The organism is Niveibacterium umoris (assembly GCF_014197015.1).
Taxonomy (GTDB): Bacteria; Pseudomonadota; Gammaproteobacteria; order Burkholderiales; family Rhodocyclaceae; genus Niveibacterium; species Niveibacterium umoris.
The window spans coordinates 829,970-847,510 of sequence record NZ_JACIET010000002.1; the positions used below are offsets into that span (position 1 = coordinate 829,970).

The 17,541-nt window shown below is 66.6% G+C and carries 13 protein-coding genes; 10 read left to right on the forward strand and 3 right to left on the reverse strand.

Going from position 1 to position 17,541, the window contains the following annotated elements; genetic code table 11:
* Positions 1 to 43 precede the first annotated feature (43 nt).
* From GGR36_RS15760 to GGR36_RS15800, 9 genes are all read left to right on the forward strand, one after another.
* The gene (locus GGR36_RS15760) at positions 44 to 1,255 is read left to right on the forward strand and encodes an urea ABC transporter substrate-binding protein (RefSeq protein ID WP_183635742.1); all 1,212 of its coding nucleotides are present in this window, start codon (positions 44 to 46) and stop codon (positions 1,253 to 1,255) included.
* A complete protein-coding gene (locus tag GGR36_RS15765; protein ID WP_183635743.1) occupies positions 1,252 to 5,796 on the forward strand; it encodes a response regulator in 4,545 nt (1,514 codons plus the stop codon). The genes GGR36_RS15760 and GGR36_RS15765 overlap by 4 nt, the downstream gene beginning before the upstream one ends.
* Positions 5,793 to 7,430, forward strand: a complete 1,638-nt coding sequence (locus GGR36_RS15770; protein WP_183635744.1) for an ATP-binding response regulator — start codon at positions 5,793 to 5,795, stop codon at positions 7,428 to 7,430. Before GGR36_RS15765 ends, GGR36_RS15770 begins: the two co-directional genes overlap by 4 nt.
* 97 nt (positions 7,431 to 7,527) lie before the next feature.
* Positions 7,528 to 8,472 carry a ribosome biogenesis GTPase YlqF gene (gene ylqF, locus GGR36_RS15775; protein WP_183635745.1) on the forward strand — a complete coding sequence of 315 codons (945 nt, stop codon included), beginning with the start codon at positions 7,528 to 7,530 and terminating at the stop codon, positions 8,470 to 8,472.
* A 117-nt stretch (positions 8,473 to 8,589) separates the two neighbouring features.
* The gene (locus GGR36_RS15780) at positions 8,590 to 9,426 is read left to right on the forward strand and encodes a phosphate/phosphite/phosphonate ABC transporter substrate-binding protein (RefSeq protein ID WP_183635746.1); all 837 of its coding nucleotides are present in this window, start codon (positions 8,590 to 8,592) and stop codon (positions 9,424 to 9,426) included.
* 15 nt (positions 9,427 to 9,441) lie between these two features.
* Positions 9,442 to 12,216, forward strand: coding sequence for a putative bifunctional diguanylate cyclase/phosphodiesterase (locus GGR36_RS15785; protein WP_183635747.1), 2,775 nt, complete (start codon positions 9,442 to 9,444; stop codon positions 12,214 to 12,216).
* A gap of 31 nt (positions 12,217 to 12,247) precedes the next feature.
* Positions 12,248 to 12,526: a hypothetical protein gene (locus GGR36_RS15790; protein WP_183635748.1), complete on the forward strand. Its 279-nt coding sequence runs from the start codon at positions 12,248 to 12,250 to the stop codon at positions 12,524 to 12,526.
* A 16-nt stretch (positions 12,527 to 12,542) separates the two neighbouring features.
* Entirely contained in the window at positions 12,543 to 12,758 is a 216-nt protein-coding gene (locus GGR36_RS15795) for a SlyX family protein (RefSeq protein WP_183635749.1), read from the forward strand.
* 170 nt (positions 12,759 to 12,928) lie between these two features.
* The gene (locus GGR36_RS15800; protein WP_183635750.1) at positions 12,929 to 14,041 is read left to right on the forward strand and encodes a hypothetical protein; all 1,113 of its coding nucleotides are present in this window, start codon (positions 12,929 to 12,931) and stop codon (positions 14,039 to 14,041) included.
* Positions 14,042 to 14,080: 39 nt separating this feature from the next.
* Here GGR36_RS15800 and GGR36_RS15805 read toward each other — a convergent pair whose 3' ends face one another.
* Positions 14,081 to 14,491: a PilZ domain-containing protein gene (locus GGR36_RS15805; protein WP_242533276.1), complete on the reverse strand. Its 411-nt coding sequence runs from the start codon at positions 14,489 to 14,491 to the stop codon at positions 14,081 to 14,083.
* Between the two features lie 190 nt (positions 14,492 to 14,681).
* Between GGR36_RS15805 and GGR36_RS15810 the strand changes: the two genes are divergently transcribed.
* Positions 14,682 to 14,963, forward strand: a complete 282-nt coding sequence (locus GGR36_RS15810; RefSeq protein WP_183635752.1) for a hypothetical protein — start codon at positions 14,682 to 14,684, stop codon at positions 14,961 to 14,963.
* Positions 14,964 to 15,365: 402 nt separating this feature from the next.
* Here the strand turns inward: GGR36_RS15810 and dsbD are convergent, their stop codons facing one another.
* Positions 15,366 to 17,207, reverse strand: a complete 1,842-nt coding sequence (gene dsbD, locus GGR36_RS15815) for a protein-disulfide reductase DsbD (RefSeq protein ID WP_242533278.1) — start codon at positions 17,205 to 17,207, stop codon at positions 15,366 to 15,368.
* Positions 17,182 to 17,529, reverse strand: coding sequence for a divalent-cation tolerance protein CutA (gene cutA / locus GGR36_RS15820; protein WP_183635753.1), 348 nt, complete (start codon positions 17,527 to 17,529; stop codon positions 17,182 to 17,184). Before cutA ends, dsbD begins: the two co-directional genes overlap by 26 nt.
* Between the last annotated feature and the right edge of the window lie 12 nt (positions 17,530 to 17,541).

The window sequence follows — 17,541 nt, forward strand, 5'->3', positions numbered from 1 at the left end:
GCAGGCCGATAGTGCAGGTGTTCACTCCCTTTGGCACGACTTGATGATCTGGCGCAAGGCTCTCCTGGTGGCTGTTGTGGCGATCGCCCTGGCGCTGGCGGTTTTCGCACAGCGGCGGCCGACTCCGTCGCCGATCCGCATCGGGGCCCTGCATTCACTCAGTGGCACCATGGCGGCCAGCGAGGCGCCCCTGGTCGACGCGGTGCGCATGGCCGCCGACGAGATCAACGCAGAGGGCGGGGTGCTCGGGCGGCCGCTTCAAGTGGTGGTGGCGGATGGCCGTTCGAACTGGGATCACTTCGCTCGGGAAGCCGAACGCCTGATCAGCCAGGAGCATGTCGATGTGCTGTTCGGCTGCTGGACGTCGGCCTGTCGCAGGGCAGTGAAGCCGGTCGTCGAGCGCCATCGTCACCTCATGCTCTACCCGGTGCAGTACGAAGGGATGGAGCAGTCCCCCAACATCCTGTACACCGGTTCGGCGCCGAATCAGCAGATCGTGCCGGGCACGCACTGGATGCTGCAGCGCTTTGGCACGCGGGTGGTGCTGATCGGCTCGGACTACGTTTTTCCGCGCATCGCCAACCTGATCATCCGCGACCTGGTGGAAGCCCGCGGCGGCGAGATCGTCAGCGAACGCTACCTGCCGCTGGGCGCCCGGGATTTCGCCGAAGTGGTCGACGAAATCGCGGCGGCGCGGCCTGTGGTGGTGCTCAACACGCTTAACGGTGACAGCAACGCCGCCTTTTTTGACGCGCTGGTCCGCGCGGGTCTGGTCGACCAGCCGATCATGTCATTCAGCGTCGCCGAGCCGGAACTCAAGGCTTGGGGTGGCGGGCGCCTGACGCGCCACTACGCCGCCTGGAGCTATTTCCAGTCGCTCCCGACCCCCGCCAACCAGCACTTCGTGGCGGCATGGCAGCAGCGCTTCGGTGCCGATCGGCAGACCAGCGATGCGGTCGAAGCCACCTACATCGGGGTCAAGCTGTGGGCGCAGGCGGTGCGCGATGCCGGCAGCCCGGAGCCGCAGCGCGTCGACCCCGCGCTGTTGCGCCAGACGATTGCCGGTCTCGCCTCGCTGGTCGCGGTCGACGCGCGTACCCGGCATGTGTGGAAGATGGTGCGGGTCGGCCATGCCCGCAGCGACGGCCAGTTCGAACAGGTCTTTGCCTCGGACCAGCCCATCCGCCCCGCGCCTTGGCCCGGCTATCGCTCGACCGAGGAGTGGAAGCGGCGCATCGAAGAGGCTGCGCCGTGAAGGCTTACCGCATCCTGCCGCAGCTGCTGCTCGGCTTTCTGCTGCTGTCGCCCCTGCCGCTGGCCGGATTGGCCTGGTGGTCCAGCGCCGCTTTCGAGCGGACCCTGAGCGACACCGCGGTCACCACGCTCTCGTCACTCGCCGACAAGAAGGCGGACCAGATCAACGCCTACGTCAATGAGCGGGTCAAGGACACCGAGACACTCGCCAAATCACCGACCACCCAGCATGCGCTGAGCATCCTGCCGTCCTTGATCGCCAGCTCCGACGAAGTTCAGTACGGCGTCGACGAGCGCCGCTATCGCGACTATTTCGAGGATGCCTATATCCAGGGAAACGGTTATGACCTGCTGCTGACCGCCAACGATGGCACGGTGGTCTTCTCGATCCTGCACGAGCCGGATTTCGCCAGCAACCTCAACACCGGCCGTTACCGCGACACGATTCTTGCCCGCGCGCACCGTCAGGCGCTGGAACTGCTCGAAACGCAGGTGACACCGGTCGCGGCGTATGCGCCTTCGGGTGACAAACCGTCGGTGTTCGTCGTGTCGCCGGTGATCCGCGACGGCAAAGCGCTTGGCACGGTGGCACTGCAATTGCAGCTGAGCCAGCTGACGGTGGTCACTACCGATGCCACCGGGCTGGGCAAGAGCGGCGAGACCATCATCACGCAGCTCGAAGGCAACGAGGCGCTCTCGGTGACGCCGCTGAAGACCGACCCGGATGCCGCTTTTCGCCTGCGCCGTCCGCTGAGCAAGCTCGGCTCGCCGATGCAGGCGGCGATCCGCGGCGAGCGGGGCAGTGGCATTGGCGCCGATTATCGCGGCACGCCGGTAGTGGCGGCCTGGCGTTATCTGCCGGCCCTGCGCTGGTTCATGGTGGTGAAACAGGACGTGCAGGAGGCCCTCGAACCGGCCCGACGCCTGCGCGAGCGCAGCCTCATCGCGCTGGTGGTGCTGTCCTGCGCCGGTTTCATCGCTGCACTGTTCCTCGCCCGCAGCATCGTGCAGCCGATTACCCGGCTGACCGAGGCGACCGAGCGCATCGCCGATGGCAAGCTCGGCGAACGCGCCCCGATTGCCGGCAGTGCGGAGTTCCGCGTCCTGGGCGAGCGCTTCAACCAGATGGCCGACCGATTGGCCGAGGAACAGGCGCTGCTCGAGCAACGGGTGGCAGAGCGCACCGAGGCGCTGGCGTCGAGCCGCAACCGCTTCGACGACATGGTGCGGCGCATTCCGGTGGGGGTCTATGTGTTCCGCTTCCGGGCCGATGGCGGCATTGCCTTCGACTACGTCAGCCCGCGTTTCTGCGAGCTGATCGGCGTGCCCGAGGCCACCCTGATGCGCGACGCCAGCCAGGCATTTGCGGCGATCCATCCGGATGATCTGCCGGAAGTCGCGCGCCTGAACGACATTGCGGCCCGCACGATGGCGCCGTTTCGCGTCGAGTGCCGTTTCAAGGTCGGTGGCGACAACCGCTGGTTCCGGCTGGCATCCGACGGCATCGAGCTGCCCGAGGGCGGCAGCCTCTGGAATGGCGTGCTGACCGATATCACCGAGAGCAAGCTCGCCGAAGCGGCGATCCAGGAAAGCCAGCAACGGCTGGCGCTCGCGACCCGCGCGGCGGGCATCGGCATCTGGGACTGGGATCTGCGCAACGATGCGCTGTTGTGGGACGACGCGATGTTCCGGCTGTACCACGCGCGACCGGAGGACTTTTCCGGGGCGCTCGATGCCTGGACCTCGCGGGTGCTGCCCGAAGATCTGGCACGCCTGAGGGGCGAACTCGATGCCGCGATCGCTGGCGAAAGCGCCTTTGACACCGAATTCCGGGTACGTGGCCCGGATGGCGAACTCCACTACCTGCGTGCCCTGGCGATGGTAGTGCGCGGCGAAGACAACACCGCCGTGCGCATGGTCGGAACCAACTGGGACATCACCGGGCGCAAACGCGACGAGCTGGCGCTCAAGCAGGCGGCCGACGAGCAGAGCACGATCTTCGAGACCGCGACCCTCGGCATCTGCCTCTTGCGCAACCGGGTCGTCATCAAGTGCAACCGGCGTCTGGAAGAGATGCTGGGCGCCGCGCCCGGTGAGCTGATCGGGCATTCCACCCGCAGCTGGTACCTCGATGAGACGGCCTATATCGCCGGCGGCGAGATCTACGGCGAACTCGCGGCCGGGGGCATCCACCGCCGCGACCAGGTGCTGCAGCGCCGGGATGGGTCCCGCTTCGTCAGCCGGCTGTCCGGCCGTGCGATCGATCCCGACGACCTCTCGCGGGGCGCGGTCTGGACCTTCGACGATGTGACCCAGGAGCGCCAGACCGTCGCTGACCTCGAAGCCGCCCGCCGGGCTGCGGACGCAGCCAGCCAGGCGAAATCGGAGTTCCTGGCGAACATGAGCCACGAGATCCGCACCCCGATGAACGCCGTGCTCGGGCTCACCCAGCTGGTGCTCGACGGCGAACTGGCGCGCGAGCAACGGGAGTATCTGGAAACCGTACTCACCTCGGGGCGGGCGCTGCTCGGCGTGCTCAACGATGTGCTCGACTACTCCAAGGTCGAAGCGGGACGCATCGAGATCGAGCAGGTGCCGATGTCGATCGAAGCGCTGCTGCGCGGCGTGGCCGACCTGTTTGCCGCGCGCGCCGAGGAAAAGCGGCTGGAGCTCTTTCTCGATGTCGCACCCGGCGTGCCCACCGAAGTGGAGGGCGACCCGCTGCGCCTCACGCAGGTGCTCAATAACCTTGTCGGCAACGCCATCAAGTTCACCGACCGCGGCGAAGTGGCGGTGCGCGTCGAGGTGGCGGGGCGGGAGGGCGACACCGTGCGGCTGCGCTTTGCGGTGCGGGACACCGGCGTCGGTCTGTCCGGGGAACAGGCGGGCCGTCTCTTCCAGGCCTTTACCCAGGCCGACGGCAGCGTCACACGCAGGCATGGCGGTACCGGTCTGGGCCTGGCGATCTCGCGCAAGCTGGTCGGGCTGATGGGGGGCGAGATTGCCGTGTCGAGCGCCCTCGGAGCGGGCGCCACCTTCAGCTTTACCGTAGCCGTACGCACGCTGGGTGAGGCGGTGCCGCTGCCGGCGCCGCTGGCAGGGTCCCGGGCCTTGATCGTGTCCGCCCACGACACCGCGCGCGAGACGGTCGGACGCTGGTTCGCCGACGCGGGTGCAACGGTCGCAGTGGCGCCCGACGCGGCGAACGCGCTGCGGCAGATCGAGTCCGCCCGCGACAACCAGCAGCCGTTCGACCTTGCGCTGCTCGACTGGTCGCTGCCGGACCCGGGCGCGGCCGTGGTCGCCCAGGCGCTGCGCGCCGTCGAGTCGGGCGGCGCGCAAGCGCCCTGTGTGTTGCTGGCCCTGGTGGGTGCGCGCGAACGCGCCGAACTGTCATCGCGCGCACCGACCCTAGGCGTCTCCGCGATCGCCGCCAAGCCGGTGACCGCCTCTCAGCTTTTCGACCTGATCGCGCAAGCCCGCGCGGGCGCTCACCCCAAGGCCAGCGAGCGGCTTGGCGCCAAGCTGCCGCACTATGGGGCGACGCGCGTCTTGCTGGCCGAAGACAATCTGCAGAACCAGCAGGTTGCTGCCGGCCTGCTGGCGCGCCGCGGCATCACGGTGACCCTTGCCGGCAACGGCGAAGAGGCGCTGGCCCATGCGCGCGCCAGCCGCTTCGACCTGATCCTGATGGATCTGCACATGCCGGTGATGGATGGGCTGCAGGCGACCCATGCGATACGCCAGCTCCCGGGCTGCGAGCAGGTGCCGGTGGTGGCGATGACCGCGGCGGTGTTGCCGGAAGACCGCGCCCGCTGCGTCGCCGTCGGGATGGTGGACTTCATTCCCAAACCGGTCGAACCCGCAGTCCTCGATGCGGTGCTGGCGCGCTGGCTGACCGCCGAAGTGGGCGAAGTGCAGAACCTCGCCCCGCCCCGCACGCCGGCGGCGGTGCTGCCGGCCTTGCCGGGCTTTGACCTTGCCGGCGCGATGCGCCGCATGGAAGGCGACACCGCGCTGCTGTGGCGTCTGCTGCAAGGCTTTGCCGACGCGCATGCGCAGGTTGTGGACGAGATCGCTGCCGTGCGCGGCGCAGGGCGCCGCGAAGAGGCGATTGCGCGCCTGCATGCGCTCAAGGGGGCGGCGGCGAATCTCGGGGCGGAGGTACTCGCACATGCCGCTGCCACGTACGAGCAGGCCTTGCGCGACGGCGGGGCGATCGAAGCGAGCGCGCAAGCCTTTGGCGATGCGCTGGTGGCGAGTCTCGAGCGCATCCGGAGCCTGTCTGCGCCGGCCCCGGCGGCCGCCGCACCGGCAGCAAACGCGCTGGGGCCCTTGCTGGCTGCGCTGACCCCGTATCTGGAAGGCCATGAACTGGTGCCGGATGCGTTGCTCGAGACCTTGCGGCAGCGGGCGGAGTACGATCCGGCGCGTGGGCTGCTGACGCGCCTGCTGCGCCAGATCGAGCATTTCGATGCCGATGGCGCGCTGGCCACGCTGGCGCAACTGGCTGCCACGCACGATCTGGAGCGTTCCGCATGATCGCTGTCGAACCGAAGAAACCCTTGCTGCTGCTGGTCGATGACCAGGCGGCCAACCTTCATGTGCTGGTCGCGTCGCTCAAGGCTCACTACCGGATCAAGACGGCGACCAGCGGCGTGCTGGCGTTGCAACTGGCGCGTCAGGAGGAAGACCGTCCCCACCTCGTCCTGCTCGATGTGATGATGCCCGAGGTATCCGGGCTCGACGTCCTGCGCGCGCTGCGGGCGGACCCGGCGACACGGGAGGTGGCCGTGATCGTGGTCACCGCGGATACCTCGGAGTCGAGCCAGCTCGAAGCCCTTGAACTGGGGGCCGATGACTTCCTCACCAAGCCGGTGGTGCCGGCCCTGCTGCTCGCGCGGGTGCGCAACCTGTTGCGCCGCAAGCAGGCGGAAGCCCGTTTCCGGCGGGTCATCGAGGCCTCGCCCTCGGCGCTGATGATCGTCGACGCGGCGCGGCGCATCCGCTTCGCCAATCCCGGTGCCGCTGCGATTTTTGGCTACACGCCCGAGCAGATGACCGGCATGGCCCATGAGGCGCTGATCCCGCCCGCGGCGCGCGAACGCCACCACGCGTATTTCGCGCAGTTCATGGCCCAACCGCTGTCGCGGGGTATGGGCGGTGGACGCGAGCTGTGTGCGGTGCGCGCCGACGGCAGCGAGTTTCCCTGCGAGGTGGGCCTGAGCCCGATCGAAGCGGAGGAAGGGCAGCAGATCCTGGTGTCGGTGGTCGACATGAGCAATCGCGCGAAGATCGAAGCGCGGCTGCGCGAACTCAATGACGATCTCGAGCACCGCGTCAGTGAGCGCACCGCCGAGCTCGAGGCGCGCAATCGCGAGCTCCTCGATGCCTTCAGCAAACTGTCCGTCGCGCGGGAGCAGGTGACCCAGGCCGAGAAACTCGCGTCCCTCGGCCGCCTGGTGGCGAGCTTCGCGCACGACATCGGCAATCCGATCGGCAACGTGGCGACCCTGACTTCGATGCTGGCCGACAAGCAGCGCGACCTGCGCGAACAGATCGCGAACGGCGCCCTCAAGCGTTCCGATCTTGACGCCTTTCTTGCCGTCAGCGAAGAGAGCGGTGCACTGGTCATGCGCAATCTCGAGCGCGCGCGCGAATTGCTGGTGACCTTCAAGCAGCTCGCGCTCGATCAGGCGACGTCGCAGCGCCGCGAGCTGGATCTGCTCGTATGGCTGGGCCAGCTCAGCTACACGCTGTCGCCGGCACTGGCCGAGGGGGGCCACCACATCGTGCTCGATGTGCCGGCCGGGCTGACGCTTGCGACCGTGCCGGGCTTGCTGGGTCAGGTGATCACCAACCTCGTTTCGAACGCGGTGACCCATGCGTATGCGGGCCGGCGCGGCGGCTTGATCCGGATCGCCGCCACCCGCACCGGCGATGGCTGGACCGAGCTGACGGTGGCCGACGATGGTGCAGGGATCAGCGCGCATGACCTGCCGCGGGTATTCGAGCCCTTCTTCACCACCCGCGCGGGACAGGGCGGTACCGGGCTCGGGCTCGACATCGTCCGCAGCATTGTCGAAGAGTCACTGGCCGGGCGCATTGCGGTGCGTAGCGAGGCCGGATGCGGTGCGACCTTCACGATCTATCTGCCCGGCGCGACCGCGGTTTGACCTGGCGGTGGCCGCGCTGGTGATGCCCCGATATGAATTGCCGCCCGCAGGATGGGACAATGGCGGCCCAGAACTTCCCTGAACGGACACAACCCCGATGGCGATCCAGTGGTTCCCCGGACACATGGCTTCGGCGCGCAAGAAAGCGGCCGAGAGTCTCAAGATCATCGACATCGTCATCGAGGTGCTCGACGCGCGCATCCCGGAGGCGAGCCGCAACCCGATGATCGAGGAACTGCGCCGGTTCCGGCAGCGGCCCTGCCTCAAGCTGCTGAACAAGGCCGACCTCGCCGACCCGGAAGCGACCCGCGCCTGGCTCGACTACTACAACGCCCAGCCGGGCGTATTGGCGCTCGCGCTGTCGTTCAAGAAGCCGGCTGATGTCGCGCGCATCGTGCCGGCCTGCAAGCGGCTCGCGCCGCATCGCGACGACAACACCAAGCCGCTGCGCATGATGATCATGGGCATCCCCAACGTCGGCAAATCGACGCTGATGAACGCGCTGCTCAAGCGCAAGGTAGCTGCGGTGGGCGATGAGCCGGCGGTGACCAAGGGCCAGCAGACGCTTGACCTGGGGCCGGGCATGACGCTCACCGACACGCCTGGTCTGCTGTGGCCGAAGATCATGTTCGACAGCGACGGCTACATGCTGGCCGCCAGCCATGCGGTCGGCACCAACGCGGTCAACGAGGAAGAGGTCGCCTCCTTCCTCGCCGAGGTATTGCTGGCGCGCTATCCGACCCAGCTCGGCGCGCGCTACAAGTTCGACCCGCGGGGCTTTGACGGCCCGGCGGTGGTCGAAGAAATTGCGCGGCGGCGCGGTTGCCGCATGAAGGGTGGCGATCTGGATCTGGAGAAGGCAGCGCTGATCCTGCTTACCGACTATCGCGGCGGCATGCTCGGCCGCATCAGCCTTGAAACGCCGGATACCCGGTCGGCGATGCTTGCGAAGGCGGCCCAGGCCACACCTGCGGCCGCCGACGGCGACGCAGTTGACCTGGAGACGCCCGACGAAGCGACGCCGGACGGGTCCGCAAGCTGACTTCCGGCGCCTGCTGGCGACGTTTGGGCTCAAGGGAACAGCCGCCACGCCGATAACCGGAGAAGGCGGGCACAGGCCAGGCGTGCGCCTGCGTGTTCCTCCGCTCAGGTGACCCAGATGCTGCGATGCTTGCTTGCCCTGTTGGCGCTGTGTTTTGGCACGGCATCGGTGCGTGCTGCCGATGCCCAAGGCTACCGCTTTTCGCCGGTCAACCAGCACAGCGTGCCAGTGACGGCGTCGCTCTGGAATCCGATTCTCGACTATGTGTCGCGCAAGAGCGGCGTGCCGCTGAGTCTGAAGATCGGGCGGACCTCCGCTGACACGACCAGCTATGTGCTGGCACAGGAGGTCGATTTCGCCTTCACCAACCATCTCTTTTCGCCGGAGCGGGAAAAGCTCGGCTGGCGGGTGTTCGCGCGTCGTGACGACCCGCTTGTGCATGGAGTGATCGCGGTGCCGGCCGATTCGCCGGTAAAGCAGCTTGCCGACCTGGCCGGCAAGGAAGTGGCCTTTCCCGGCCCCGAGGCCTTCATCGCCTACAAGAACCCTTACGCACAGCTCTTGCAGCGCAAGATCGCGGTGAAAGTGGTCTTCGCCGGCAATACCGACGGTTCGCTTGTGCAACTGGACAGCGGAAAGGTCGCCGCAGTCGGTGCCAACCAGCAGTTGCTGGACGGCTGGGCGCGACGCGAAGGCCGCCAGTACCGGATTCTGTGGACCTCCGACCCATACCCCGATCTGGCCCTGATGGTGTCGCCACGAGTGGTACCCAAGGATGCTGCTGCGGTTGCCGCCGCCTTCATCGGCATGAGCGAGAACCCCGAAGGTCAGGCCGTGCTGAAGGCCGCAGCCGAAGCCGCCAAGCTGCCGCCATTCCGCTTCGTGAGCGCGACCGGCGCCGAATACGAACCCTACCGGCGCTTCTACCGCGACGCGCCGGCTGAACTGCGCTAGCGCCAGGGCCTGCTGATGCGCCTGCTGCCGCGCTCGCTGATCAACCGCATCACGTTGCTGGTGGGCGTGGTGCTGCTGCTGCTTGCACTCTTCGGTGCAGCCCTGTTCCTGCGCGGCATGTTCAAGGACGTGATCGGCGACACGCAGGAAAACGCGCAGATGGTGATCGAGGTGGTGGCCGTCGCGGTGACCGATAGCGTCGTCGTCAACGACTACGACGCGATCCGCCGTACGCTGGAGAAGGCGCTGGTGCGGGCACCGTTCGAGTCCGCGGTGTTCATCGCGATGGATGCCACCAGGCTGGAGGTGCTCGGACACGCCACCCCTGCCAGCGATGCGCCGGGCTGGCTGATCCGGCGTGTCGAGAACGAATTGGCCGAGGTGAACCGGGCGATCACCGTGGGCGGCAGGGACTATGGCGTGATTCGCCTGAATTTCGCCGCTGCCCGCATCGCGGGGAACATCTGGTCGCTGTCGCTGCACGCCCTGGGCCTGCTGCTGGGGGCCTTCGCGCTGGGGCTCGCCGCGGTGCGTCTGGCGCTGGGGCAGTGGCTCGGCTACCTCAAGCAACTCGGTCAGGCCGGGCGGCAAGTGATCGACGGGCAAATCGAGACGATCGCCCTGGATGCCGACGCGCCGTCCGAAGTGAAGCAGGCGATGGAGGCGATCAGCCGTTCGACCGAGAGCCTGCGGACGCATTTCGGCAGCCGCATCGATGCGCTGATGGACAGTCTGGTGCAGCAGAAGAACGCGATGGACGAGGCGGCCATCGTGTCGGAGTTCGATCCCGCCGCTCGCCTGACCTATGTGAACGACCTCTTTTGCCGCACCGTCGGCGTGAGCCGGGAACAACTCATCGGCGACCTGATCACGCGCTGGGGTGACGTGGGGCCGGAGGGCGCCGCTGCGCCGGCGGTGTGGCACGGTGAGGTGTCGCTGCGACGTCGCGACGGCGCGCGCCTTTACTTCCAGCGCACCGTGGTGCCGATCTTCGATACCGACAAGGCGTTGCAGCGACAGATCTGCATCGACTTCGACGTTACCGGCGAAGTGAAGGCACGCAACGAGTTGCGCAAGCTATCGCTGGCCGTCGAGAACTCGGGCTCGGCGATCATGATGACCGACGCGAACGCGATCATCGGCTACGTCAATCCGCAGTTCAGTGCCATGACCGGCTATTCGCTGGCCGAGGTCAAGGGTCAGTCGGCCTTGTTGCTGCGCGCGGAATCGACGCCGCTGGACACCTATGAACAGATCTGGCTGGCGCTGTTTTCAGGCCACACCTGGCGCGGCGAGTTCGCCGACCGGCGCAAGGATGGCGCGGAGTTCCGCTGCCAGAAGGTGATCTCGACGATCAGCCATGGCAACGGGGCGCCGGAACAATACGTGTGGGTCATGGAAGACGTGACCGATCGCATCCGCAGCGAGGAGACGATCCATCGCCTGGCCTTCGTCGATACGCTGACCGGGCTGCCCAACCGCCGCGCTTTCCGCGCCCGCGCGGACGAATTGCTGAAGATGGCGCGTCGCAACGATGAGGGCTTCGCGATCCTGTACTTCGATCTGGATCGCTTCAAGAGCGTCAATGATCGATTCGGGCATGGCGTTGGCGACCAGTTGTTGAGCGAGGCGTCGCGTCGCATCCAGGGCTGCTTGCGCGAGGTGGACGTGGTCAGTCGCTTTGGCGGCGACGAATTCGCCGCGCTGATTACCTCCACCGCCGACCCGGTCGAAGTCTCGCAGGTGGCGCGGCGCATCATCGACGCGCTCGAAGCGGTGTTCGCATTTGGCGACAACGAAGCTTTCATCTCGACCAGCATCGGCATCGCGCTGTATCCGCGCGACGCCGCTGAGATCAGCGAGCTGCTGCGCTGCGCCGATCTGGCGCTCTACCGTGCCAAGGATCAGGGCCGCGGGACGGCGGTGTTCTTCTCGCAGGCGATCGAACACGAGAACCGCGAGCGCATGGAGCTGGAACATGCGCTGCGCAACGTGCTCGGCAGCGAACAGCTGTTTCTCGAATACCAGCCCAAGTTGTCCTTGCGCGACGGCCGGGTCATCGGTGCCGAGGCGTTGCTGCGCTGGCAGCACCCGACCCGCGGGCGGATCGGCCCCGACCGTTTCATCCCAATCGCGGAAGAGTCGCGCATGATCGTGCCGATCGGCCGCTGGGTGGTGCGCAGCGTGTGCCAACAGATCCGCGAGTGGCGCGCCGCGGGCATGGGCGGGATGCAGGTGGCGATCAACCTGTCGGGCCTGCAGTTCAAGTCTGAAACGCTTCTGCAGGACATCGTCGAGGCGCTTGCCGAAAACGGGCTGGAGGCCTCGTGCCTGGAGCTGGAACTCACCGAGAGCCTGACCATCGAGAACCCCGAGCAGACGATCGAGCTGATGAAGCGTTTTCGCGCCATGGGCATCAGCATCGCCATCGACGACTTCGGCCAGGGGCATTCGGCGCTCGCCTACCTGAAGCGCTTCCCGCTCAATACGCTGAAGATCGATCGTGCCTTCGTACGTGACCTGACGACGAATCCTGACGACGAGGCGATCGTGCACATGCTCGTCGCGCTGGCCAAGACGCTGAACCTGTCGCTGGTGGCCGAAGGTGTCGAGACGGTCGCGCAATTGCAGTACCTGCGTGATCTGGATGTCGATGCGATCCAGGGTTACTGGTTCAGCCGGCCGCTTCTCGCTGCCGATTTCGGTGCGTTCTGCCGCGCGCATGCCACCAGGGGCGTGCACTTGCCGTGGGCGCCGGTCGAGCCGCCGGCGACGGCGCAAATCGGGTAGTCTTCTCGCTCATTCAGGAGCCGATTCCAGCATGCCGCAGCCGATCATTGTCGAAGCCGCCACCATCCCGCGCCGCCCCAGCGCAGAAGTCACCTATCGCCTCTTCGCCTATGGTGTCGGCGTGCCTTTTGCGCTGGGTCGCCGCATCATGCGCGGCCCGCGTGTGCCCGATCTGGTGCCGGTTGCAAGCACGGCGGTGCGCGTTGGCCTGTCGCCCTTCTTCTTCGCGGCACTGGTCGGCTGGCGTGTGCAGTCGGCCTGCCTGCGCGCAGTGCTGAAAGGCACGAGCCGCTCGACGCCGGGCCGCTGAGTTGTCGGTGCCAACGATGCAGGAACAGATCACACGCCTCGAAGTGAAGCTGAGTTTTGCCGAGGATCTGCTCGATGAACTCAACCGCACCGTGTTCCGGCAGCAGCAGCAGATCGACCAACTGCAGAAACATGTGCTCGCGCTGACCGAGCAGGTGCGCGCAGTCGCTTCCAGCGGACACGGCGTCGGCGAATCGCGCGACCTGCGCGACGAAATCCCGCCGCACTATTAGCGCGCCACAACCCGCGTAGGCTGGCTTCCTACAGCCCGCCGGGGTTCTGCCGGCCGCTCAGCGAAGACCGGTCGGGACTGGCGGATGAACGGTACGCGCGAGCGGCACCATCTATGCCAACATCGTAAGTCACGGTGTCGCAAAGGCACCGCCGCAAGGAGGACTTCACCATGGCACGCATCCTGTTCAGCGCGCACGACACCGGTGGCCATACCGTGACCGACTATGTCGATGCGGGCAACGCGGAAGAGGCGCTCGCCTCGCTGGCCGCGCGCGGCCTTGCCAACATCCGGCTGCACGATGCGGTGGAAATTGCTGCCATGCGCGAAGATCGCATGGCGATCCCGCCCGCGATGCGCCAGCAGCAAGCCGCTTTCGAGCTGCGCCTGCACACCGAGCCGGGTATCCGTACCTTTGGCCTGGAGCTGCTGCGTCGCAACCGGATCTGGCTGGGTGTGGATGGCGCGCTGCTGCTGTGGGGCCTGATTGGCGGCGACCGGGTGCTGGTGGTGCTGGCGCTCGGTTTTCTCGCGTTCTCGTTTCTGCCGCCCCTTTGGCAATACCGTCACGCAATGCGCTACGACCGCATGCTGCGTGCGTGCGCGCTGGGCCAGTGGGATGTGGCGGCAAACCTGATCGGGCAGCTCGCGCGCAACCCCCGAAAGCCTTTGCTGGCCTTCGATCTAGCGGCTCGCGCGGCGTGCATCCGCGCCGTCCAGGGGGATCTGCAGGATGCCCGTTCGGCGCTGGAGGCGTGGCGTCCGAAACTCGACAAATCCCCGGGCATGGTCGATCAGCGGATCGCTTCGGTTTGCCATGCCGGCGGCGACTATGCCGGCTTTGTCGCGGCGATGCGCAAGGCCTTCGAGGCGGCCCCCGGCAACATGACCCACCGGCTTGATCTTGCGCTGGCAGAGGCGCGCGTGGGCAACCCGGATGTAGTCGCGGATATCATGGCCGGTCTGGACGAGCGCAAGCTGCCGAGTTTCGGGCGCCCGTTCGTCGACTGGGCGCGCGGCATGGTGGCCTTGCGCCATGGCCGCCCCGAAGCGGTGCAGGTGCTGGGGGCGGCGACCCAGGGGTTTCTCGAATACGCGGCAAATCCCGCGGTGTGGACCTCGCTCGCGCTGTGTTCCGGGGCCTATGCGCTGGCCTTGGCCCAACTGGGCCGCAAGCAGGAGGCGGAAATGGCGCTGCACCATGTCTGGCCGGTGCTGCGGGTGCACGGCGACACGATGCTGCTCACACTGCTCAAGCGCGAGTTGAAAGGCGCCCTGCAGTAACGCGAGGGCAGGCGGCGCTTGCGCCGCCCGCGGCGTGTATCAGATCAGCGAAGGCCCGGCGACGATAGCCTTCGCCTCCTGTTCGGAAATGCGTACCGACGCGCTGGTGATGACATGTACCGTCAGCCAGTCGTGCAGATCGAACGCGCCATCGCCTTCGAACGACAGAAAGCGGCAGCCGACCTGGCCACCGTTGGCGTTGGCAACGTAATTGACGATGCGGGCACGGCCCCGCACGCGGTCCGGGATCCCCTCCAGTCGCAGCGCGAACGGGAACTCCAGCCCCAGTTCCGGTTCGATCGCGGATCCGTAGCCAAAGCCCTCCAGCGAAAGATCATTCAGCGGTAGCCGGTGGCCATCGAGTTCGACCCAGAAGATCGTGCGGCCTTCGCGCTGGGCGGCAAAGCGCTGGCGGTTGCGGCGTTCGTTACTGATCGGCGTGTCGCTCATGAGTTTCGGCATCTTTGTGGGAATTCGAAGTCTCGGGCGTCATGCGGGATCGTGCAAGCCCCGCCGATCGGGCTTTCGGGCCAAGGCCGGGGAACCCGTCATTTCAAGCAACATTTCGTCAACCTTTCGGTAACTGCCCCGTTAATGGCTACATGGTGAATGATCACCGCAGAAAACACGGAGCATGAAGATGGGAAGGCTTTGCGAAGAGTCCTACGCTGAATTCCTCGATTCGCTGAAAGCAGCGGGTGTCGAGATCGCCAATGAGTGTGAATTGCGTGAGCGTCTGGCGGAAACCGCCCGCTGGCGGTTTGCCTTCATGACGATGGCGCAGAACGGCAAGGCAATCGGCATCCGCTTCATCGACCACGGTGCCCGCCAGAACAAGGCTCGTATCCGTCGCGCATTTGCCCGCTACGCATTTCCGGACAACGCGGATTCCGTGTTCGCGGCCAATCTGGCGGCAGACTGAAGCGACACGCTTGCGTTGATCGCGCCCCGGACATGAGGGCGATGATCGATCAGGCAGAACGCATCGTCACCGATAACGCCCGGCAAGCCCGGGCGTTTTTGTTTGCATCGTTCGCCTTTCGCGCCGTGCCCGAAGCGGCTGACGCTGCCGTTTCGGGCTTGGCCGCTGCCGGGTCTTTGCGATCCAGTGGTCGGTGCAGCGCACGCCGATCAAGCCGTGACGCAGGGCACGAAGATATGCAAATGGAATGGACAGGTGACAAAGCTTTAAGGCAGAATCCGCCTCGCTCCGCTGCTGGGCTCCCTTGCGGCGGGGCTCGGTACCTGTGGCTTGGCTGCGGGTCCGAGGTTCGTGGTCGGTAGTCGTGTTGGGTCGTGAGGCGGGGGCCTCGCGACCCGTTTTTTATTCGGCGCGCCGGGAAAGCGTCGCGAGGAAGTCGTCCGCCTTCTGGTAACCGACGACCCGCGTGCTGCGGATCTCCTGCCCGTTGCGGTCGAAGAAGACGATGCCCGGCGGCCCGAACAGGCCGAATCGCTTGAGCAAGGCCTGGTCGGCCGGGCTGTTGGCGGTGACGTCGGCCTGCAGCAGCAGGGTGTCCTTGAGCGCACTTACCACGCGGGCATCGCTGAAGCTGAAGCGTTCCATTTCCTTGCAGCTGACGCACCAGTCGGCATAGAAATCGAGCATCACCGGCCGGCCTTCTGCAAGTCGCGCGTCGAGTTCCTGCAGCGTTTTCACTTTCTCGAAGACGAGCTTTGGCGATGCCTCTGCCGCGCTCGCGCCGCGCAGGAAGCCCAGCGGTTGCAAGGGATCGCGGGCGCCACCGAGGGCGCCCAGCAGCAAGGCGCCACCGGCGATCAGCAGCACGACGCCGACGCCTTTCCAGAATCGGCGCACGCCGTGGGCGTTGGGCGGCAGCGGATCGAGCGCGTGCAGGAACACCGCGCAGACGATCGCCAGCGCCGCCCAGGCGAGCATCACGACGACTTCCGGCAGTACCGGCGTGACCAGCCAAAGCGCCAGCGCCAGCAGGAGGACGCCGAAAGCCTGCTTGATCGATTCCATCCATGGGCCCGCGTGCGGCAGCAGGCCACGTGCGGCAACGGCAAGCAGGATCAGCGGCGCACCCATCCCGAGCGCCATTACGAACAGCGCAAGGCCGCCGAGCACGGCATCTCCGGTTTTCGCGATGTACAGCAGCGCCCCGGCGAGCGGCGCCGCGACGCAGGGCCCGACGATCAGGGCGGAGAGCACCCCCATCACCGCTACGCCGATGAATGAGCCGCCGCGCTGGTGATTGGCCGAATTGGAGAGTCTGCTTTGCAGCGCGCTGGGCAGTTGCAGGTCGTAGAAACCGAACATCGCGCCGGACAGGGCGACGAAGATCGCGGCGAATCCGCCCAGCACCCAAGCATTCTGCAGCGCGCTCGACAGCAAGGTGCCCGAAAGCCCGGCTGCGACACCGGCAATGGCGTAGGTCAGCGCCATGCCGAGCACATAGGTGCTCGCCAGCATTGCGGAGCGCACGCGGCCCACATGTACCCCCTGCCCGACGATGATGCCAGAGAGGATGGGCAGCATTGGCAGCATGCACGGCGTGAAGGCCAGCAAAAGGCCGGCGCCGAAGAAACTCAGCAAGACCAGCGCAAGATTGCCGCTGCCGAGCAGCGCAGCAAGGCGGCCGCTCTCGTCGCCGCTGACCGGTTCGATCTTCGCAATGCCAGGAGTGGCAGCCGGTGCGGTGCTGTCGGACGGCGCCGCGGCGAGCTTGCCGAAGGCTCGCTTGAACACGCCGCCGCCTGTCTGGCCGAGGGTCACCTCGGTCGTCACCGGCGGATAGCAGACGCCGACTTCGGCGCAGCCCTGATAGGTCACGCGCAGCACAGAACCGTCGCGTACCTCGCCGACCGCGACCGGCACGGCGACCTGCATGTCACTGCGATAGATCTCGACTTCGCCGAAGAACTCGTCCTGCTTGCGCTCGCCCGCGGGGTATCGCGGCTCGCCCAATTTGACGGCGGCCTCGGCGGGTGCGAACGCGAATCGGTGCTTGTAGAGGTAGTAACCCTTGGCGATGCCCAACTGGAGTTCGACGCTCTGCGGGTCTGCGGCGCGCCCGCTGACGGAGAAGGCCTTCTCCGGTTCCAGCAGGTCGGGGGCGGCATGCGCGCTGCCCAGCATCAGGGCGAACAACAGTGTCGTGAATCGCTTCATCAGTTCATAGCCCATCGGGCAGTTGGTCATCGGGGACGGTGCACTCGACCACCCACTGCAGGTATGCCGGTGCGCCACTGCGTGCCTCGAAGGCAAGTATTTCAGGCACTTCGTAGGGGTGCGCTTCGATCAGCGCAACTTCGAGTGCCGCATAGCGCGTCGCGGTGGTCTTGATCAGCAGCGGGATTTCCTCGGCCTGCTCGATCTCGTTCTTCCAGCGATACACCGACCGCGCCGGTGCAAGGATGTTGACGCACGCGGCGAGCCGACGTTCCACCAGCATGCGCGCGACGCTCGCCGCGCTATCGGCATCCGGCAGGTTGCACAGGACGATCAGGACCGGCTCGGGCATGGCTTCCTCGAC

Coding starts and splice junctions, on each gene's coding strand:
- GGR36_RS15780 (WP_183635746.1), top strand. CDS start 8,590: ATGCTGCGATGCTTGCTTGCCCTGTTGGCGCTGTGTTTTGGCACGGCA.
- dsbD (WP_242533278.1), bottom strand. CDS start 17,207: ATGACCAACTGCCCGATGGGCTATGAACTGATGAAGCGATTCACGACA.
- GGR36_RS15790 (WP_183635748.1), top strand. CDS start 12,248: ATGCCGCAGCCGATCATTGTCGAAGCCGCCACCATCCCGCGCCGCCCC.
- GGR36_RS15785 (WP_183635747.1), top strand. CDS start 9,442: ATGCGCCTGCTGCCGCGCTCGCTGATCAACCGCATCACGTTGCTGGTG.
- GGR36_RS15805 (WP_242533276.1), bottom strand. CDS start 14,491: ATGAGCGACACGCCGATCAGTAACGAACGCCGCAACCGCCAGCGCTTT.
- GGR36_RS15760 (WP_183635742.1), top strand. CDS start 44: ATGATCTGGCGCAAGGCTCTCCTGGTGGCTGTTGTGGCGATCGCCCTG.
- GGR36_RS15795 (WP_183635749.1), top strand. CDS start 12,543: ATGCAGGAACAGATCACACGCCTCGAAGTGAAGCTGAGTTTTGCCGAG.
- GGR36_RS15800 (WP_183635750.1), top strand. CDS start 12,929: ATGGCACGCATCCTGTTCAGCGCGCACGACACCGGTGGCCATACCGTG.
- GGR36_RS15810 (WP_183635752.1), top strand. CDS start 14,682: ATGGGAAGGCTTTGCGAAGAGTCCTACGCTGAATTCCTCGATTCGCTG.
- ylqF (WP_183635745.1), top strand. CDS start 7,528: ATGGCGATCCAGTGGTTCCCCGGACACATGGCTTCGGCGCGCAAGAAA.
- cutA (WP_183635753.1), bottom strand. CDS start 17,529: ATGCCCGAGCCGGTCCTGATCGTCCTGTGCAACCTGCCGGATGCCGAT.
- GGR36_RS15770 (WP_183635744.1), top strand. CDS start 5,793: ATGATCGCTGTCGAACCGAAGAAACCCTTGCTGCTGCTGGTCGATGAC.